The 16,480-nt window shown below is 64.4% G+C and carries 21 protein-coding genes and 1 pseudogene; 12 read left to right on the forward strand and 10 right to left on the reverse strand.

Features of this window, described 5'->3' with window-relative positions; translation table 11 throughout:
* The first annotated feature begins 83 nt into the window (after positions 1-83).
* The 3 genes from U5A82_RS07050 to U5A82_RS07060 all read left to right on the forward strand — a co-directional run bounded on the left by U5A82_RS07050 (position 84) and on the right by U5A82_RS07060 (position 2,535).
* Complete coding sequence (locus U5A82_RS07050) at positions 84-1,325, forward strand: threonine synthase (RefSeq protein ID WP_326289715.1); 1,242 nt, start codon at positions 84-86, stop codon at positions 1,323-1,325.
* 299 nt (positions 1,326-1,624) lie between these two features.
* Positions 1,625-2,254: a PadR family transcriptional regulator gene (locus tag U5A82_RS07055; protein WP_326289716.1), complete on the forward strand. Its 630-nt coding sequence runs from the start codon at positions 1,625-1,627 to the stop codon at positions 2,252-2,254.
* A gap of 2 nt (positions 2,255-2,256) precedes the next feature.
* Positions 2,257-2,535 (forward strand): DUF2218 domain-containing protein, encoded by a 279-nt coding sequence (locus U5A82_RS07060; protein WP_326289717.1) that lies wholly within the window; start codon positions 2,257-2,259, stop codon positions 2,533-2,535.
* Between the two features lie 35 nt (positions 2,536-2,570).
* Here the strand turns inward: U5A82_RS07060 and U5A82_RS07065 are convergent, their stop codons facing one another.
* Together U5A82_RS07065 and U5A82_RS07070 are read right to left on the reverse strand one after the other, a co-directional pair.
* Complete coding sequence (locus tag U5A82_RS07065; protein WP_326289719.1) at positions 2,571-3,701, reverse strand: M14 family metallopeptidase; 1,131 nt, start codon at positions 3,699-3,701, stop codon at positions 2,571-2,573.
* On the reverse strand, positions 3,698-4,312 hold the full coding sequence (locus tag U5A82_RS07070) for a DUF4136 domain-containing protein (protein WP_326289721.1): 615 nt from the start codon (positions 4,310-4,312) through the stop codon (positions 3,698-3,700). The genes U5A82_RS07065 and U5A82_RS07070 overlap by 4 nt, the downstream gene beginning before the upstream one ends.
* A gap of 212 nt (positions 4,313-4,524) precedes the next feature.
* Here U5A82_RS07070 and ykgO point away from each other — a divergent pair, with 212 nt between their 5' ends.
* Complete coding sequence (gene ykgO / locus U5A82_RS07075; RefSeq protein ID WP_004210176.1) at positions 4,525-4,650, forward strand: type B 50S ribosomal protein L36; 126 nt, start codon at positions 4,525-4,527, stop codon at positions 4,648-4,650.
* 287 nt (positions 4,651-4,937) lie between these two features.
* On the opposite strand, the pseudogene pyk reads toward ykgO, so the two are convergent.
* A pseudogene (gene pyk, locus U5A82_RS07080) lies at positions 4,938-6,394 on the reverse strand (pyruvate kinase).
* 119 nt (positions 6,395-6,513) lie between these two features.
* Between pyk and U5A82_RS07085 the strand changes: the two are divergent.
* The 5 genes from U5A82_RS07085 (at position 6,514) to ruvC (ending at position 8,801) form a co-directional block, all read left to right on the forward strand.
* Positions 6,514-6,813 (forward strand): DUF1244 domain-containing protein, encoded by a 300-nt coding sequence (locus U5A82_RS07085; RefSeq protein WP_326289723.1) that lies wholly within the window; start codon positions 6,514-6,516, stop codon positions 6,811-6,813.
* A 50-nt stretch (positions 6,814-6,863) separates the two neighbouring features.
* Complete coding sequence (locus U5A82_RS07090; protein ID WP_242931271.1) at positions 6,864-7,106, forward strand: DUF2312 domain-containing protein; 243 nt, start codon at positions 6,864-6,866, stop codon at positions 7,104-7,106.
* Between the two features lie 26 nt (positions 7,107-7,132).
* Positions 7,133-7,459, forward strand: coding sequence for a heavy metal-binding domain-containing protein (locus U5A82_RS07095; RefSeq protein WP_326289726.1), 327 nt, complete (start codon positions 7,133-7,135; stop codon positions 7,457-7,459).
* A 69-nt stretch (positions 7,460-7,528) separates the two neighbouring features.
* Positions 7,529-8,272 (forward strand): YebC/PmpR family DNA-binding transcriptional regulator, encoded by a 744-nt coding sequence (locus U5A82_RS07100; RefSeq protein ID WP_326289727.1) that lies wholly within the window; start codon positions 7,529-7,531, stop codon positions 8,270-8,272.
* A 37-nt stretch (positions 8,273-8,309) separates the two neighbouring features.
* The gene (gene ruvC / locus U5A82_RS07105) at positions 8,310-8,801 is read left to right on the forward strand and encodes a crossover junction endodeoxyribonuclease RuvC (protein ID WP_326289729.1); all 492 of its coding nucleotides are present in this window, start codon (positions 8,310-8,312) and stop codon (positions 8,799-8,801) included.
* Between the two features lie 61 nt (positions 8,802-8,862).
* Here ruvC and U5A82_RS07110 read toward each other — a convergent pair whose 3' ends face one another.
* The 3 genes from U5A82_RS07110 to U5A82_RS07120 are packed head-to-tail and all read right to left on the reverse strand — an operon-like array spanning position 8,863 to position 11,941.
* Complete coding sequence (locus tag U5A82_RS07110) at positions 8,863-9,579, reverse strand: dienelactone hydrolase family protein (RefSeq protein ID WP_326289731.1); 717 nt, start codon at positions 9,577-9,579, stop codon at positions 8,863-8,865.
* 20 nt (positions 9,580-9,599) lie between these two features.
* Positions 9,600-10,610, reverse strand: a complete 1,011-nt coding sequence (locus U5A82_RS07115) for a 50S ribosomal protein L11 methyltransferase (protein WP_326289733.1) — start codon at positions 10,608-10,610, stop codon at positions 9,600-9,602.
* 38 nt (positions 10,611-10,648) lie between these two features.
* Positions 10,649-11,941: a methyl-accepting chemotaxis protein gene (locus U5A82_RS07120; RefSeq protein ID WP_442802206.1), complete on the reverse strand. Its 1,293-nt coding sequence runs from the start codon at positions 11,939-11,941 to the stop codon at positions 10,649-10,651.
* A gap of 238 nt (positions 11,942-12,179) precedes the next feature.
* Between U5A82_RS07120 and sdhC the strand changes: the two genes are divergently transcribed.
* Genes sdhC through sdhA form a run of 3 tightly spaced genes read left to right on the forward strand, consistent with a single transcriptional unit; the run spans position 12,180 to position 14,778 of the window.
* The gene (gene sdhC / locus U5A82_RS07125; protein ID WP_326289737.1) at positions 12,180-12,575 is read left to right on the forward strand and encodes a succinate dehydrogenase, cytochrome b556 subunit; all 396 of its coding nucleotides are present in this window, start codon (positions 12,180-12,182) and stop codon (positions 12,573-12,575) included.
* Positions 12,575-12,967, forward strand: coding sequence for a succinate dehydrogenase, hydrophobic membrane anchor protein (gene sdhD / locus U5A82_RS07130; RefSeq protein WP_326289739.1), 393 nt, complete (start codon positions 12,575-12,577; stop codon positions 12,965-12,967). Before sdhC ends, sdhD begins: the two co-directional genes overlap by 1 nt.
* Complete coding sequence (sdhA, locus tag U5A82_RS07135) at positions 12,964-14,778, forward strand: succinate dehydrogenase flavoprotein subunit (protein ID WP_326289741.1); 1,815 nt, start codon at positions 12,964-12,966, stop codon at positions 14,776-14,778. The genes sdhD and sdhA overlap by 4 nt, the downstream gene beginning before the upstream one ends.
* Before the next feature lie 53 nt (positions 14,779-14,831).
* Here the strand turns inward: sdhA and U5A82_RS07140 are convergent, their stop codons facing one another.
* The 4 genes from U5A82_RS07140 to U5A82_RS07155 are packed head-to-tail and all read right to left on the reverse strand — an operon-like array spanning position 14,832 to position 16,342.
* Positions 14,832-15,128, reverse strand: a complete 297-nt coding sequence (locus U5A82_RS07140; RefSeq protein WP_326289743.1) for a type II toxin-antitoxin system RelE/ParE family toxin — start codon at positions 15,126-15,128, stop codon at positions 14,832-14,834.
* A complete protein-coding gene (locus tag U5A82_RS07145) occupies positions 15,125-15,367 on the reverse strand; it encodes a type II toxin-antitoxin system ParD family antitoxin (protein ID WP_326289745.1) in 243 nt (80 codons plus the stop codon). The genes U5A82_RS07140 and U5A82_RS07145 overlap by 4 nt, the downstream gene beginning before the upstream one ends.
* Before the next feature lie 31 nt (positions 15,368-15,398).
* A complete protein-coding gene (locus U5A82_RS07150) occupies positions 15,399-15,857 on the reverse strand; it encodes a vgr related protein (RefSeq protein ID WP_326289746.1) in 459 nt (152 codons plus the stop codon).
* Complete coding sequence (locus U5A82_RS07155) at positions 15,854-16,342, reverse strand: copper chaperone PCu(A)C (protein ID WP_326289748.1); 489 nt, start codon at positions 16,340-16,342, stop codon at positions 15,854-15,856. The genes U5A82_RS07150 and U5A82_RS07155 overlap by 4 nt, the downstream gene beginning before the upstream one ends.
* Positions 16,343-16,480 lie beyond the last annotated feature (138 nt).

Raw genomic sequence — 16,480 nt, forward strand, 5'->3', positions numbered from 1 at the left:
CGTTCGGGCTGAGCCTGTCGAAGCCCTTTCTTTCTTCAGGAAGTGAAGCCCTTCGACAGGCTCGGGGCGAACGGGGATTGCATGTGCGCCACGACCTCAACCTCACCACCGATCGCCCCACCTTCGTCACTCATCTCGAATGTTCGCTGACTAGTGAGCGTTACGCGGCGGACCAGTTGCATGGCCTGTCTGCGGCGGGAAAGCCGTTGCTGGTCCGCTATGATCTGGATGGTGTGCGCGCGACCCTGACCAAGGAGGCCTTGGCGCAGCGGCCGATGGACCTGTGGCGCTGGCGCGAATTGCTGCCTGTGCGGCAGACATCCAATATCGTGAGCCTGGGCGAGAATGCGACGCCGCTCATCCCCTTGCCGCGCACGGCGGCGCGGCTGGGCGGGGCGCACCTCCTGGCCAAGGATGAAGGCCGCCTGCCCACCGCATCGTTCAAGGCGCGCGGCCTCGTCATGGCGGTGTCCATGGCCAAGGAACTGGGCGTGACGCAGGTCGCGATGCCGACCAACGGCAATGCGGGTGCAGCGCTGGCCGCCTATGCGGCGGTCGCGGGCATGGAGGCGATCGTCTTCTGCCCCGACGACACGCCCGACATCAACGTGCGGGAAATCGCGGCGCAAGGCGCGCGCGTCTATCGCGTCAACGGGCTGATCGATGATTGCGGGGCGATCGTGGGGCAGGGCGCGAAGGCGCGCGGCTGGTTCGACTTCTCGACCCTCAAGGAGCCGTACCGGATCGAGGGCAAGAAGACGATGGGTCTGGAACTGGCCGAGCAGCTTGGCTGGGAATTGCCCGACGCGATCTTCTACCCCACCGGCGGCGGCACCGGCCTGATCGGCATGTGGAAGGCGTTCGATGAATTGGAAAAGATCGGCTTCATCGGCTCCAAACGCCCCAAGATGTTCGCGGTGCAGGCAGAGGGCTGCGCACCGATGGTCCGGGCGTTTGAGCAGGGCGTCGAGTTCGCCGAGCGCTGGGAGGACGCCCACACCATCGCCATGGGCATCCGCGTGCCGCGCGCGGTGGGCGATTTCCTGATTTTGCGGGCCGTCCGGCAAAGCGGCGGCGCGGCGCTCGCCGTGTCGGATGATGCTATCGCAGCGGCGGTGCGCGACGTGGCGCGGGACGACGGGCTGCTGCTATGTCCGGAGGGCGGGGCAACGCTGGCGGCCTATAGCCGCGCGCTGGAGGAAGGGTTGATCGGACGCGACGAACGCGCGGTGCTGTTCAACTGCGCAAGCGGCCTCAAATATCCGCTGGAAGACCAGAGCCGAACGCTGGACCGCCACGCGCCCATCGATTTCGCCGCGCTCTGAATATGGTGATGCTAAGTTGCATTGATAGGAACCCATAGCCCGTTGTTCCCCGGCGTAGGCCGGGGTCCAGTCGCGCGCTTAGAACTGGACCCCGGCCTACGCCGGGGAACCGCCTTATGGGTCAGCATCACGCATTATAATGTTAGATGCCGTGTTCCCGCGCAGGCGGGAACCCATCTATCTCTACATCCGGCGGCACTCTGAGATACAGATTGATGCACTTAAGATCTATCGTAACTCTTGACAGTGAGTATTTTTAAGATATATCGCAATGCATCATGACATATATGAAAGACTCAATGATGCATTTTTTCCATTCTCATCGCGGCCGCCATGGCGGTCATCATCCCGGCGCTGGCCGATTTGGTTCGCGTGACGGCTCTGGTCGTGGCGGCGGATTCGGCGACGATCCCTTCGGCGAAGATGGCCCCCGCGGCGGTGGCCGGGGCGGGCGCGGCGGCGGTGGTCGTCGGCGGCTGTTCGACAATGAAACGTTGCGGCTGATCCTGCTCAAGCTGATCGCCGACGCGCCGCGTCACGGCTATGAACTGATCCGCGCGATCGAGGCGCTGTCGGGCGAGGTCTATGCGCCCAGCCCCGGCGTCGTCTACCCCACGCTGACCCTGTTGTCGGACATGGACCTGATCGTCGAGGAGCCGAGCGAAGGCAGCCGCAAGCGTTTCGCCATCACGCAAGCGGGCCAGGCCCAGATCGCCGAACGGCAGGCCGCGCTCGACCTGGCGCTGGAGCGGCTGGCGGGGCTGGCGCAGAAGGCGGAACGGGTCGACGCCGGTCCGGTTCGCCGCGCGATGCATAATCTGCGCTTCGCCGTGCAGCAGCGGCTTGAAAAGGACGGGGCGGATAACCAGACCCTGTTCGACATCGCCGCCCTGATCGACGAAGCCGTCAACAAGATCGAAAGGCTCTGACCATGACTTTGACCGCCACAGTGCCGACCACTAACGGCAGCCGCTATCTCCAGCAGCTTTGCAAGCATTGGAGCCACAAATTCGCAGTCGATTTCGATGCGGAGAAGGGCGAGATCGCCTTTCCCATGGGACCGATACGCATGGCGGCGCAGCCGCAGGCGCTGGTCGTGACGATCGAACCGACGCCGGATGCCGATGTGGAGCGGTTCAAGCAGGTGGTCGCCGATCACCTCGACCGCTTCGCATTCAAGGAAGCGCCGCTGTCGTTCGACTGGAAATAGTCCCGTGTTCCCGCCTTCGCGGGAACATGTAAGACCTAAATATCCCCGATCATCTCCGCCAGCACCGCCAGACAATCCTTGCCCAACTGGATCGACCGGGCGGGGGACCAGCCGAAATCGGTGTCGGGCAGGTCGTCATTATCCTTGAACGGCATTTCCAGCGTCATCGCCACCGCGCCGAAGCGTTCGGCGACCTGGTTGGTGGACATGGACAGGTTGGCGCGCCCGGCGCCTGCCACCGGATAGCCCAGCCGCGTCTGGAAATCGGGCGTGCGCGCGGCCAGCGTGTCGCGATAGCGGTGATAGAGAGCGACCTGCCGATCGGTGATCGAGGGTATCCCCTCGAACCCCGCGATGAACACGGCGGCGATCGCTTCGTCCCCATGCACGTCCATCGCGAAGTCCACGCCCGTCGCGTCCATCGCATCACGCACCAGCAGAACTTCGGGGCTGCGGTCGGCGGTCGGTTCATGCCATTCGCGGTTCAGGTTCACGCCGACCGCATTGGTGCGCAGGTGGCCGCGACGGCTGCCGTCCGGGTTCATATTGGGCACGAGATGGATCGTCGCCTTTTGCCGCAGCAGGCGGGCGACGGCGTCCTCGTCATCGCACAGCCGCTCCAGCGCGCCTTCCATCCACCATTCGGCCATCGATTCGCCGGGATGCTGGCGCGCATAGAGCCAGACCTGCTTGGGCCCTTCGCCGATCGTCAGCAGGTCGAGCGGCTGGCCGTCCAGCGTCAGCCCCAGTTCGCGATGCGCGACGCCCGGCTGGCTGGCCGCCCAGGCGATCAGGTCATGGTGGCGCTCCATCGAATAGGGCGCGAAATAGGCGACCCACACGGCACCGCTGTCCGGCTCCACGCGGATGGTCAACGTCCCGTCGGCATAGCTGGTGTCGGCCAGCAGCCAATTCTCGCGATCCTCGCTGACCCGCGCGCTATAGCCCGTCCAGCCATCGGGATAGGCGGACCGGGCGCAATTGACAATTCGCAGTTCCACTGCCCGTCCGGCCGCATTGGCGACCCGGAAATGGAACCATTGATAGAAGTCGCTCTGGTGATCGGTCACGATCTCCAGTTCGGCGCGGACGCCGTCCGGGGTATCGGTGATGGAAAGGACGCGAATGTTGCCGCTGTCGAAGCCGCTTGAGATGCTGATGGTCATTTGACCATTATAGTGCGCCCCGATTCACCCGGATAGCCCCCGATCAGTGCGGCGGCGAGTTTCTGCGCGGCTGCGGCAGGCTGCGCGGCGGGCGAACCCTGTTTCGCCTCGGTCGATGCGCGTCCTTCCCAGATCGCCTGCGAATCGGACCGGCGGCGCAATTGCACGTGCAACTGCGTCGTCACGATATCCTTGGGCTTGCCCGACAGGTTGATCCCGATGCCCAGGCCAAGTCCCCCGAAGCTGCCGCCGCGCCGACCGCCGCCACTGCCAAAGCCGCCGCCCACGCCGACGCTGACCGGCCGGTCGCTGCTGCGATCGACGCCCGACGGGCGGAAGCTGCGGCTGAAGCTGACCTGCGCCACATAATCGCTTGGCGCGCCGTTCGCCGGGCTGAAGCCCACGCGCTGCAATTCCTGTGACACCGCGTCGGCATAGGTGCGAAACTCCAGGCTGATGTCCGGGTTGCCGGGCATTTCCTCGACCGCCACGGTGCCGGACCGCGCGGGGTTGCCCAGATGGAATTGCGTCACCTCCACGCGCGGCGCGGCGGTCGCGCAGGCGCTCAAGGGAAGGGCGAGGGCAGCGAGCAGAAAGAGACGCTTCGACATGGTTCAACTCCAACGGGCATTCACCGTAGGGACGGCACCGTAAAGACGGTGTGGTGAACATAATCCCTTCAAACGCGTGAAGGCACGAACTTGCTGCATGGAATGTGAACGACGGCAAAAGAGCAGGCCCCACCCTTGACTTTGGCCTGCCCTGCCCATAGGGGCTGCGCTTCCAAATTCGCAAACACCAGACTTATCGAAGGCCCATAGCCATGAAGATCCGCAACTCGCTCAAGTCGCTCAAGGGCCGCCACCGGGACAACCGCGTGATCCGTCGTCGCGGCCGTACCTATGTCATCAACAAGACCAACCGTCGCTTCAAGGCCCGCCAAGGCTAAAAGCCGACGCTGCCGCCCTGTTCGGGGCGACAGGTCTTGATACAGCGTGGCAAGCGCTCGATCGATGATCGGGCGCTTTTCCGCGTTGGCCTCAATGTGCTGATTCGTGCACGGGTCTGTGCCCCGTTCGTCTTGAGCGATTGCTGCTGACAGGCAGTCGAAGGGGGCTGGCCTTTCCTGCTAGGGTGGCAAGGACAGAGCGGGCCTGCCTATATTTCAGGCCAGGTAAGTGGTTCGCTCGAACGGCCCGGACGGGCGAGGAGGCGCATGCCTCCTCGCAGCGCGCCTCACCCCTCGTCGCGGCCCTTCAATTCATCGCCGCGAATCGCCGTGACATGCAGAACGTTGGTCGATCCCGGCGTACCGAACGGAACACCCGCCAGCACGACGATCTTGCCGCCCTTCTGCGCCATGTCGTGGCGCAGCGCCATGCGGCGCGCCTTGCCGATCATCTCCTCGAACGTGCCGATATCCTTGGTGCGGATCGCATGGACGCCCCAGGTGAGGCCCAGTTTGCGCGCGGTGTCCGATCGCGGCGTCAGCGCCAGGATCGGCGCGGAAGGCCGTTCACGCGCCACACGGCGCACCGTGCTGCCCGATGATGTGAAGCAGGTGATGACGCTGGCCCCCACGACATCGACGATATTGCCAGCAGCTTCCGCCAGCGCGTCGGCCGTCGTCGGATCAGGCTTCGTTTCGGTATAGTGAAGGCGGCCCAGATAGCCCGGGTCGCGCTCCACGCTGTTGGCGATGCTGTCCATCATCGCCACCGCCTCGACCGGCCAGTCGCCCGCCGCCGTCTCGGCCGACAGCATGATCGCGTCCGCGCCGTCATAGACCGCCGTCGCCACGTCCGACACTTCGGCGCGCGTGGGGGAGGGGGACTTGATCATCGATTCGAGCATCTGCGTTGCGACCACCACCGGGCGGCCCATGCGCCGCGCCGTGGCGACGATCTGCTTCTGGAGCGGCGGCACCGCCTGAGGCGGCAATTCGACGCCCAGGTCGCCGCGCGCCACCATCACGCCGTCGGCCAGTTCGATGATCTCCTCCAACCGTTGCACGGCCGACGGTTTCTCGATCTTCGCCATCAACGCGCCATAGCCGCCCATCAGCTTGCGCGCTTCGGCCAGATCCTCGGGCCGTTGCACGAAGCTCAAGGCAATCCAGTCGCACCCCTGTTGCATGGCGAAGCTCAGGTCGCGCCGGTCCTTGTCGGTCAGCGCAGGCACCGGCACCACCACGTCTGGCACGTTGACGCCCTTGCGGTTCGACAGCGTGCCGCCGACCTCCACGATCGTGTCGATCCGATCCTCGCCCACGGCCTTTACCCGCAACACCAGCTTGCCGTCGTCCAGCAGCAACCGGGTTTCGGGCATCAGGGCGGCGTAGATTTCCGGGTGGGGCAGGTTCACGCGACGCGCGTCGCCGGGCGTCTCGTCCCGGTCCAGATGAAGCGCGCCCCCGTTTCCAGGATGGCCAGGCCCTTTTCGAAGGTGCCGACGCGCAGCTTGGGGCCTTGCAGGTCGCCCAGGATCGTGGTGGGCCGATGAAATTCCTTTTCCAGTTCGCGGATGGTGGCGATGCGCGCGGCATGATCCTCATGCGCGCCATGGCTCATATTGATGCGGAAGGCGTCGGCCCCGGCGACGAACAGCGCCCGAATCATTTCATGCGTATCGCTCGCGGGGCCAAGGGTCGCCAGGATGCGAACCTTGCGCGAACGGGGCGGTAACTTGGTCATGTCTTCTCCTGGCCGTCATGATCGATACCGGCGGGCCATGGGCCTTGCCAGTGCGTCGTTATGGGTTATCCGTGCTGCACGACAGGATGATGTAGATCAGTGAAAGGCTCCTCCCACCGATGACCGACACCATAGTCACAGATGCGGTCGCCGCAACCGCCTTCCGCCGTCTGGTGATGCATTTGCAGCATCGATCGGATGTGGAAAATATCGACCTGATGGGTCTGGCGGGCTTTTGCCGCAACTGCCTGGCCGACTGGATCGCCGAAGCGGATGGCGATCTGACCCGCGATCAGGCGCGCGAAATCATCCACGGCATGCCCTTTGCACAGTGGAAAGAACGCTATCAGGGTGAAGCGACGCCACAGCAGATCGCAAAGATGCAGGAGAGTGTGGCGAAGAACGCGGACAGGCATTAGAGGCGTCCGCCAGCCCGATTCATATTCGCACTTTTTACACGGAGATTCCCATGAGCGAACCCAATGTCGCCGCCGACCAGCTACGTCTTCTCATCGAGCGCATCGAGCGTCTTGAAGAGGAAAAAAAGGGTATCGGCGACGATATCAAGGACGTGTATCTGGAGGCCAAGGCGACCGGCTATGATGCCAAGATCATGCGCCAGATCATTCGCCTGCGGAAGATGCAGCCGCATGACCGGCAGGAAATGGAAGCCATCCTCCAGACGTATCTTTCTGCCCTGGGTATGGAATAATATTGGATATAGCAGGAGAAGCGCCCATGGCCGAAGTCATCGTCAGCACGACCAGCCGTCTGGAGGGGAGACCTGCGAAGGACTATCTCGGCATCGTCACCGGAGAGGTGATCGTGGGCGCCAACCTGTTCCGCGACCTGTTCGCCAGCGTCCGCGATATCGTGGGCGGGCGATCGGGCGCCTATGAAGATGTGCTGCAACGCGCCCGCGAACAGGCGATCGGTGAAATGCGCACCCGCGCCGCCGCCCTGGGCGCCAATGCCGTAGTCGGCGTCGACCTCGATTATGAAGTGATCGGTTCCAACGGATCGATGCTGATGGTGTCGGCGTCCGGCACGGCGATCCTCGTCTAAAGTTGCGCGAACGGGCGCTGCTCGCTAGAGAGCGCCCTTCGCTTTCACAGAAATATTGGGGAGAAGGCCGTGGCCGGCCATTCCAAATTCAAGAACATCATGCATCGCAAGGGCGCGCAGGACAAGAAGCGCTCCTCGATGTTCTCCAAGCTCAGCCGCGAAATCACCGTCGCGGCCAAGATGGGCATGCCCGACCCGGACATGAATCCGCGTCTGCGCCTGGCGGTCAACGCCGCCAAGGCCCAGTCCATGCCCAAGGATAATATCCAGCGCGCGATCGACAAGGCGAACGCGGCGGGCGGCGAGAATTATGAAGAGGTGCGCTATGAGGGCTATGGTCCCGCAGGCATCGCCATCATCGTCGAGGCGCTGACCGACAATCGCAACCGCACCGCGACCAATGTCCGCACCGCCTTTTCGAAAAATGGTGGCAATCTGGGTGCGTCGGGTGCGGTCAGCCACGGCTTCGACCGGGTGGGCCTGATCACCTATCCCGCCAGCGCCGGGGACGCCGACGCGATCTTCGAAGCCGCGCTGGAAGCGGGCGCGGAAGATGTGTCGTCCAACGAGGACGAGCATGAAATCTGGACCGCGATGGACGCACTGCACGAAGTCGCCAAGGGCCTGGAAGCCACGCTCGGCGCTGCCGACAGCGCCAAGCTCGCCTGGAAGCCGCAGACCACGATGGAAGTCGATGAATCCAACGCCGCGACCCTGCTCAAGCTGGTCGACGCGCTGGAGGATGACGACGACGTCCAGACCGTCTGGGGCAATTATGAAGTGTCCGACGACGTGATGGAGAAACTGGGTTGATGATCTTGCCCTCTCCCTTTGGGGGAGAGGATAGATCATGATCCTTCTTGGGCTCGACCCCGGCCTCGGCACGACCGGCTGGGGCCTGATCGCGGCGGACGGCAATCGGCTGACCCATATCGCCAATGGCCAGATCAAGACGGACAGCGCAATGGCGCTGGCGACGCGCCTGTTGGCGCTCGACCTGGCGCTGACGGACCTGATCCTGGAGCATAGGCCCGATGGCGCGGCGGTCGAGGAGGTGTTCGTCAACGTCAATCCGCAATCGACGCTCAAACTGGGTCAGGCGCGCGGCGTGATCCTGCTCAACGCATCGCGTTCGGGCATGGAAGTGGGCGAATATGCCGCCCGTCTCGTCAAGAAATCGGTCGTGGGCGTCGGCAACGCGTCGAAGGATCAGGTCCATGCCATGGTGCAGCGCCTGTTGCCCGGCGCGAAGATCGCGGGGCCGGACGCGTCGGACGCCTTGGCCGTGGCGATCACCCACGCCCATCATCTGGCGAGCGCGCGCCGCATCCCGACACGCTAAAAGTCAGCCGACCTCCTATCCGGTATGGCCCGAACCGATTTCGGCAACTGATGTTCCCCTGTTACCCGAACACTTCGCCCAGAAAATCCACCATCGACCGGAAGCTGCGCCGGTCGGCGTCGGGGCTGTAGGCCAGCCCCTTTCCCGGCATGTTGACGGCTTCGTCGGTGAAGGCGTGGCCGGTATGGCCATAGGCGTGGATCTGCCAGTCGCATCCCGCTTCCGTCAGTTCCTTCGCCAGCCCGACCGTCGCTTGCGGCTGCGCGATCGGATCGTCCCAACCGTGACAGACCAGCAGCTTCGCGCCGATCGTCGCAGAGGGGAAGGGCGGCGCATCATAGACACCATGGAAGCTGACGCCGCCTGCGATGTCCGCGCCTGATCGCGCCAGGTCGAGCACGCACTTGCCACCGAAGCAGAAGCCGATCGCCGCCGTTCGGCTGGCATCGACCTGCGCCAACCCTTTGAGCGCCGCATGCGCGCCGTTCACCCGGTCGCGCAGCAGTGCGCGGTCGGCGTTGAGCAGGTTCATATAACGCGCCGCATCGGCATCGGCGCGGCTGGAGCGCTTGCCCTGGCCGAACATGTCGGCGACCAGCACCGCATAGCCCAGCGCCGCGACTTTCTCCGCATAGACGAAATCGGCTTCCTTGGCGCCCAGCACATTGGGGAAGAGCAGAATGCCGGGGCGCGCGCCAGCGGCGTCATCCGATATGGCGACATGCTCGAAGGGTTCGCCGCCCATGTCCTGAACGATGACGGTGCGCGTGATGGTCATGATCAATTCCTTGGTGAAGGTCAGATGCTGCCGAAACCGGGCGCTTCACCCCGCGCGCCGGCGTCGATGCGTTTGGGCCGCTTCCACCCGATGCTTGGCCGCTTGCGCAGGCGCAGGGTCGGCCATTCGCCGCGGTCGCTGCGTTCGGCCAGGCGCATGCCCTGCGCGCGATAGGCGGCGATCACCGCGTCGGCCTGCTGGTTCAGCAGCCCGGCCAGCACGATGGTGCCGCCATCCTCCACCAGCGCGCAGAGCGTCGGCGCCAGTTCGATCAGCGGCCCGGCCAGGATATTGGCGATCAGCAGGTCGTAGGGCGCGCGGCCGATCAGCGCCGGGTGATTGCCACCCGCCGCCGTCACCAGCGCCAGCCGCCCCGCCCCATCGCCCAGCGCGACGCCGTTGGCGCGGGCGTTGTCGGCGCTGATTTCCACCGCGACGGCGTCGATGTCCGACGCGATCGCATGGGCGTGGGGCCACAGGTTGAGCGCGGCGAAGGCAAGCAGTCCGGTGCCGGTGCCGATATCGGCAACATGGCGAAAGCGCATGCCCACGCGGCGCATCCGGTCCAGCATGGCGAGGCAGCCTGCGGTCGTTTCATGCTGCCCGGTGCCAAAGGCGCGGCCCGCCTCGATCAGCAGGTTGACGTGGCCGGGCAGTTCCGGATCGCTGGCGATATTGCGCACGTGGAAGCGCCCTGCCGTCACCGGCTCCAGCCCCTGCTGGCTCAGCGTAACCCAATCCTGTTCGGGCAGCGCCTCGACCACCGGCTTGATCCGCGCCGCGCTGGGCGCCAGCGTCTTGAGAAGCTTGATCGCTGCAGGGCTTGGTTCGCCTTCGAAATAGGCGTCGAGCTGCCACATCGTGTCGTCGTCGGGCGTCGCCTCGCTGGTCATCAGCACCGGCGGATGCTCCATCATCGCGAAAGCCGCGATATCGCCGTCGAGCGCTTCGGCTTCGGCGCGGGTGCAGGGCAGGGTGACTTTCCAGCTTTGTGCTGGATTAGTCAGATTGGGGGATGCGACATCGTTCATCCCGCGCCTTTACCCCAGCGAACGGGGCAGGGGAAGCGTCAGGCCACCTGGCGCCCGAAGTCCGACGACGCGTTGCGCAGGCTGGCGAGCTTGCCCTCCACGCTCACGAAGCCGCGCTCCAGCTGGTCGATTTCCGACGCCACGACCTCGGTATCCTGGCGGATCGCCGAAATGGTGGTCGACATCGAATCGGCCGCCAGCGCGGTTTCGTCCACGGCGGCGGTGATCATCGTGACGGTCTGCGCCTGCGCGTCCATGGCGTGGCGGATGCGTTCGGCGCTCGCCTTCACTTCGCCCACCGTATCGCGGATACGCTCGTTGGTTTCCACCGACTGGCGCGTCGACGCCTGGATGTCGGCGATCTTGCCCGCAATCTCGTCCGTCGCGCGCGCGGTCTGGTTCGCCAGGCTCTTCACTTCCTGCGCGACGACGGCGAAGCCGCGTCCCGCGTCCCCGGCGCGCGCCGCCTCGATCGTGGCGTTGAGCGCCAGCAAATTGGTCTGCCCGGCAATGTCGCGGATCAGGCCCAGGATCGATTCGATCGACTTGGCGTGGTCCGACAAAGTGGACGACATCGACACCGCGTCGCCCGACTGGGTGGAGGCGCGCTGGGCCACTTCGGCCGCGCTTTCCACTTCGGTGCGGGCGTCCTCGATCGCGCGGATGAGGCCGGCGGAGGTGCGGGCGGCTTCGCGCATGGCGAGCGCGGACTGTTCGGCGGCAGCGGCGACTTCGGACGCCTTGCCCAGCATGCCGCGCGTGGCGGCGGACGCGTCCTTGGCCTGTTCGCGGAGCGATTCGCCCAATTTGGACGCGCCGTCGATCTCGCCGACGATTCGCTGTTCGAACAAAGTGCCATAGCGCTGGCGCTCGATGCGCTGCGCCTCGGCCAGGTCGTTCGCCAGCACATTGCTCATGAAACCCGAATCGATCATCGCGACCTGCAGCATCATACGCAGCAATCGGCGGCAACGCGCGTCATCGGCATGGCACCGTTCCCAGATCAGGTCGGTGACGCGTTCGTTGGCGGCGGCGACCGCGTTCAGCACCGCGCGCACCGACACGTCGTGCTTGCGCGCATGCCGCACACAGTCGGCGGCGGACCGCGCCCAGCGCCCCTCCGCAAAATGCAGCAGCTTTTCGCGCACATAATTGTCCGCTTCCCGCTCGATCCGCGCGATGATCGCACTGCCCAGCCGGTCCTTCAAACCGGTTTCCTGCATATAGCTGGCGAAGAAGGCCGCGCCCACGCTGCCCAGATCGTCCCCGATCAATTCGCCCACTTCACGGGCGTTACGGGCGATCGCGCCGCTAGGATCGACTTCCGCCATATAGTCGGATGTGGCGACGGCGGTGGATAGGCTGAACGGCATGCGGGGTCGGCCCTTGCTGATGACGTGATCGGTTCGGGCCTGATCTTAACGCCGGTTGGTTAATCACTTCTTATGCTTGGCGGGCAGGATGGTCGAAAGCGATCGGGGCAATCTCTACGCTCCGCTTCTTGCCCTATGGACGTATCGCTCTTAAGGGGGGCGGACTCAGGGTAAGTAGCTAAGGACTAGGGTAGACATGGCGCGTTCCAACAGCCGGCCGCTCTCGCCGCATTTGACGATCTGGAAATGGGGACCGGCCATGGCCGTCTCCATCATGCACCGCGTAACCGGCAACGGGCTGGCGACCGCCGGCGCGCTCGGCCTCATCTGGTGGCTGATGGCCGCCGCGACCGGGCCGGAAGCGTATGCGACCTTCGTGAAATGCGCGACCTCGCCGATCGGCTATCTGGTGATGATCGGCCTCAGCTGGTTCTTCTTCCAGCATCTTTTCTCGGGTCTGCGGCACTTCGTGCTGGATATGGGCGCGGGTTATGAGCTGAAGAATAACAAGATGTGGTCGCTCGCGACTTTCGTCGCCTCGCTGCTCGTCACCGGCCTTGTCTGGCTCTTCATCTTCGGAAAGGCCTTCTAATGGGCAACGGTACTGGTATCGGCCGCGTCCGTGGCCTGGGTTCGGCGCGTCACGGCGCCCATCACTGGCTGGCGCAGCGCTACACGGCCGTCGGCAATCTGCTGCTGACCCTGTGGCTGCTCTTCAGCCTGCTCAGCCTGCCCGGCCTGGATTATGAAAGCGTCGTCGGCTGGATTGCCAACCCGCTGGTCGCCGTGCCGCTGATGCTGATGATCGTCAGCATCTTCTGGCATCTGCGTCTGGGCATGCAGGTGATGCTGGAGGATTATGTCCATGACAAGGGTCTGGCCTTCTTCTCCATGCTCCTGCTCAATTTCTATGCCTTTGGCGGCGCGGCCGCGGGCGTCTTCGCGATCGCCAAGATCGCCTTCATTGGGGTCGTCAAGCCATGACCGAAGCCTATAAGATCATCGACCACACCTACGACACGGTCGTCGTGGGCGCGGGCGGCTCCGGCCTGCGCGCGACCATGGGCAGCGCCGAAGCGGGCCTCAAGACCGCCTGCATCACCAAGCTGTTTCCGACCCGGTCGCACACCGTGGCGGCGCAGGGCGGCATCGCCGCGTCGCTGGGCAATAATTCGCCCGACCACTGGACCTGGCACATGTACGACACCGTCAAGGGGTCCGACTGGCTGGGCGATCAGGACGCGATCGAATATATGGTGCGCGAAGCGCCCGCCGCCGTGATCGAACTGGAACATGCCGGCGTGCCGTTCAGCCGCAACGAGGACGGGACCATCTACCAGCGTCCCTTCGGCGGTCACATGCAGAATATGGGCGCCGGCCCGCCGGTGCAGCGCACCTGCGCCGCGGCCGACCGTACCGGCCACGCCATGCTGCACGCGCTCTATCAGCAGTCGCTGAAATATGACGCGGACTTCTACATCGAATATTTCGCCATCGACCTCATCATGGAAGATGGCCCGAACGGCAAGGAATGCCGCGGCGTCATCGCCATCTGCATGGAGGATGGCAGCATCCACCGCTTCCGCAGCCATGCCGTCGTGCTGGCGACGGGCGGCTATGGCCGCGCCTATTTCTCCGCCACTTCGGCGCATAGCTGCACCGGCGACGGTGGCGGCATGGTGCTGCGCGCGGGCCTGCCGCTCCAGGATCTGGAGTTCGTGCAGTTCCACCCGACCGGCATCTACGGCGCGGGCGTGCTGATCACCGAAGGCGCACGGGGCGAGGGCGGATACCTCACCAACTCGGAAGGCGAGCGTTTCATGGAACGCTATGCCCCGTCGGCCAAGGATCTGGCGTCGCGCGACGTCGTATCGCGCTCGATGGCGATGGAAATGCGCGAAGGGCGCGGTGTCGGCGAGCATAAGGATCATATCTTCCTGCACCTCGATCATATCGATCCCAAGGTGCTGGCTGAACGCCTGCCCGGCATCACCGAAAGCGGCAAGATCTTCGCGGGCGTCGACCTCACCCGCCAACCGCTGCCCGTCACGCCGACCGTCCATTACAATATGGGCGGCATCCCCTGTAACTATCATGGTCAGGTCGTGACCAAGGTGGGCGACGATCCCGAAGTCGTCGTCCCCGGTCTGTTCGCGGTTGGCGAAGCGGCCTGCGTGTCTGTCCATGGCGCGAACCGCCTCGGCTCCAACAGCCTCATCGACCTTGTCGTGTTCGGCCGCGCCACGGGCCTGTTCCTCAAGGACAATCTCAAGCCCAACGCGCCGCATCGCGCCTTGCCGGAGGGCGCGGCGGACCTGGCGCTCAGCCGCCTCGACCATTATCGCAACGCCAATGGCTCGACCCCGACGGCGGACATCCGCCTCGACATGCAGCGCACCATGCAGAAGCACGCCGCCGTGTTCCGCGACAGCGCGCTCCTGTCCGAAGGCGTCAGCCAGATGCAGGCCGTCAACAAGCGGCTCCAGGACGTCAAGGTCACGGATCGCTCGCTGATCTGGAACACCGACCTCATCGAAACGCTGGAACTCGACAACCTCATGAGCCAGGCCATCTGCACGATGGAAGGCGCCGAAGCCCGCAAGGAATCGCGCGGCGCCCATGCGCATGAGGATTTCCCGAACCGCGACGACGAAAACTGGATGAAGCACACCATCAGCTGGTTCGAAGGCTGGGGTGGGTCGGGCGGCAAGGTGACGCTCGATTACCGGCCGGTCCACGACTATACGATGACCGACGAAGCGGAATATGTGAAGCCCAAGGCGCGCGTTTACTAGGCGCGCGAGCGGGATCAAGAAGTAAAGAGGGCGGGCCTTAAGGTCCGCCTTTTTTATTGCAACTTTGGTAGATGCTCTGCGCGTTGATGCAGAATGCGGACGATTTCTATCCCTGTCCCCTGGTGGCGATAATATATATTGTGCCGCTCGACACGGAGCTTGCGATATCCGCTGCGAACATCCCCGATCGGGCTACCAATGCCCGCAAAGGCGGCGATCCGATCAACGGCATCGGCAATCGCAACCAGATAGGCTCTGGCTTGTAATGGCCCCCACTCAGCTTCCGTATAAGTCGCAATTTCAGCCAGATCGCGTTCGGCCGCAGCGGCGAACCTGACGGTAACGGTCACGCCTCAGAAAACCGGCGATCAATCCATGCCCGCATGTCAAAGTCGGAAAGGAAACCGCTTTCCTCGCCCTCAATCAGTGCCGCGCGCAATTGCTCCAGTTTTTGCTCTTCCGCCTCCAGCAAGCGAAGGCCTGCGCGAACGACCTCGCTAGTCGATCCATAACGGCCCTCACTGACCTTGCGCTCGGCAAATTCGCGGAAATGATCGCTGAGGGCGATGGAGGTGGTCTTGCTGCTCATGGTCCAACGCTACCAAATATTGGTAACCGCTTCAACCGAACGGCAACAACCCCTCATAAACCGCCAGCCCAGGCTTCCCCGCCACCGCGACGCCCCGCCGCAACAAAAACGTATGCCGCACGATCTCTGCCTGCTGCTCGATCCCATAGCGCGCGAACGGCCGCCCCGGCACGACGTCATAACCATAGCGGCAGAAAGGGTGCCGCATCAGCGGCAGCCACCACTTTCCCGACCGTTGCGCCTGCCACACATGGGTCATCTCATGGATGAAATGTCCCTGCAGATGCAGCGGCTCCTCACAAAAATCCGCGCAGAACAGGCCGCCGTAGGGGTGAAACCACAGGTCGCCGTCCGGGGCTATCGTCACATTGCGCGGCTGCAACGGCCACCATTTGCGCTCATGCACTCGCACCCGGCCATAATCGATCGCCCGCCCGAACACGCCCCGCGCCAGCGCGACCTCGGCCGCCGTCAGCGCCCGGCTGCTCAATGGCCGTCATGCCCTTCCGGCTTGGCCGTGGCAGGCGCACCCGCCGCTTCCGGCTTGCGGATCACCGCGTCGACCAGCAGCCGGTCGCCATTGCCCATCAGGAAGGTGAACTGCATCTTCCCCCGGCTGATCGCGGTGTCGTTGACGCCCCAGATCATCAGATGCTTGCCCCCCGGCGCGAAGGCCACCTGCGCCTTGGGCGGCACGTCGACGCGGTCGAGCCGCTCCATCGTCATCATCCCGTCCTTGTCGATGCTCTCATGCATCTCGACCTTGAGCGCATAGTCGGTCAGCACCCCGCGCAACTGCGTGCCCGCGTCCCCGCCATGGATGACGAAATAGCCGGCCGAAGGCGTTTCCTTGTTTGGCGACAGGCGCACCCAGGCCTGGTCGATATAGGATGGCGCGGGGTCGCCGCATGCGCTCAGCGCCATCGGCAGCACCAGCGACGCGGCCAGGGCGAAAAGGGGGAAGGGCGCGCGCATGACTTGGCTCCATGACTGTCTCGTTTCCGGTCGATCCATCAGGTAAACGCCACAGCTTCTTGTGCCAAGCGAAAGCGCGCCTATATCCCCGTTGCAGACTGGCCTTGCCTTGGCGCTTTAGTGAGGTATGGGGCCGTC

It is taken from the genome of Sphingobium sp. CR2-8, from assembly GCF_035818615.1.
Taxonomy (GTDB): Bacteria; Pseudomonadota; Alphaproteobacteria; order Sphingomonadales; family Sphingomonadaceae; genus Sphingobium.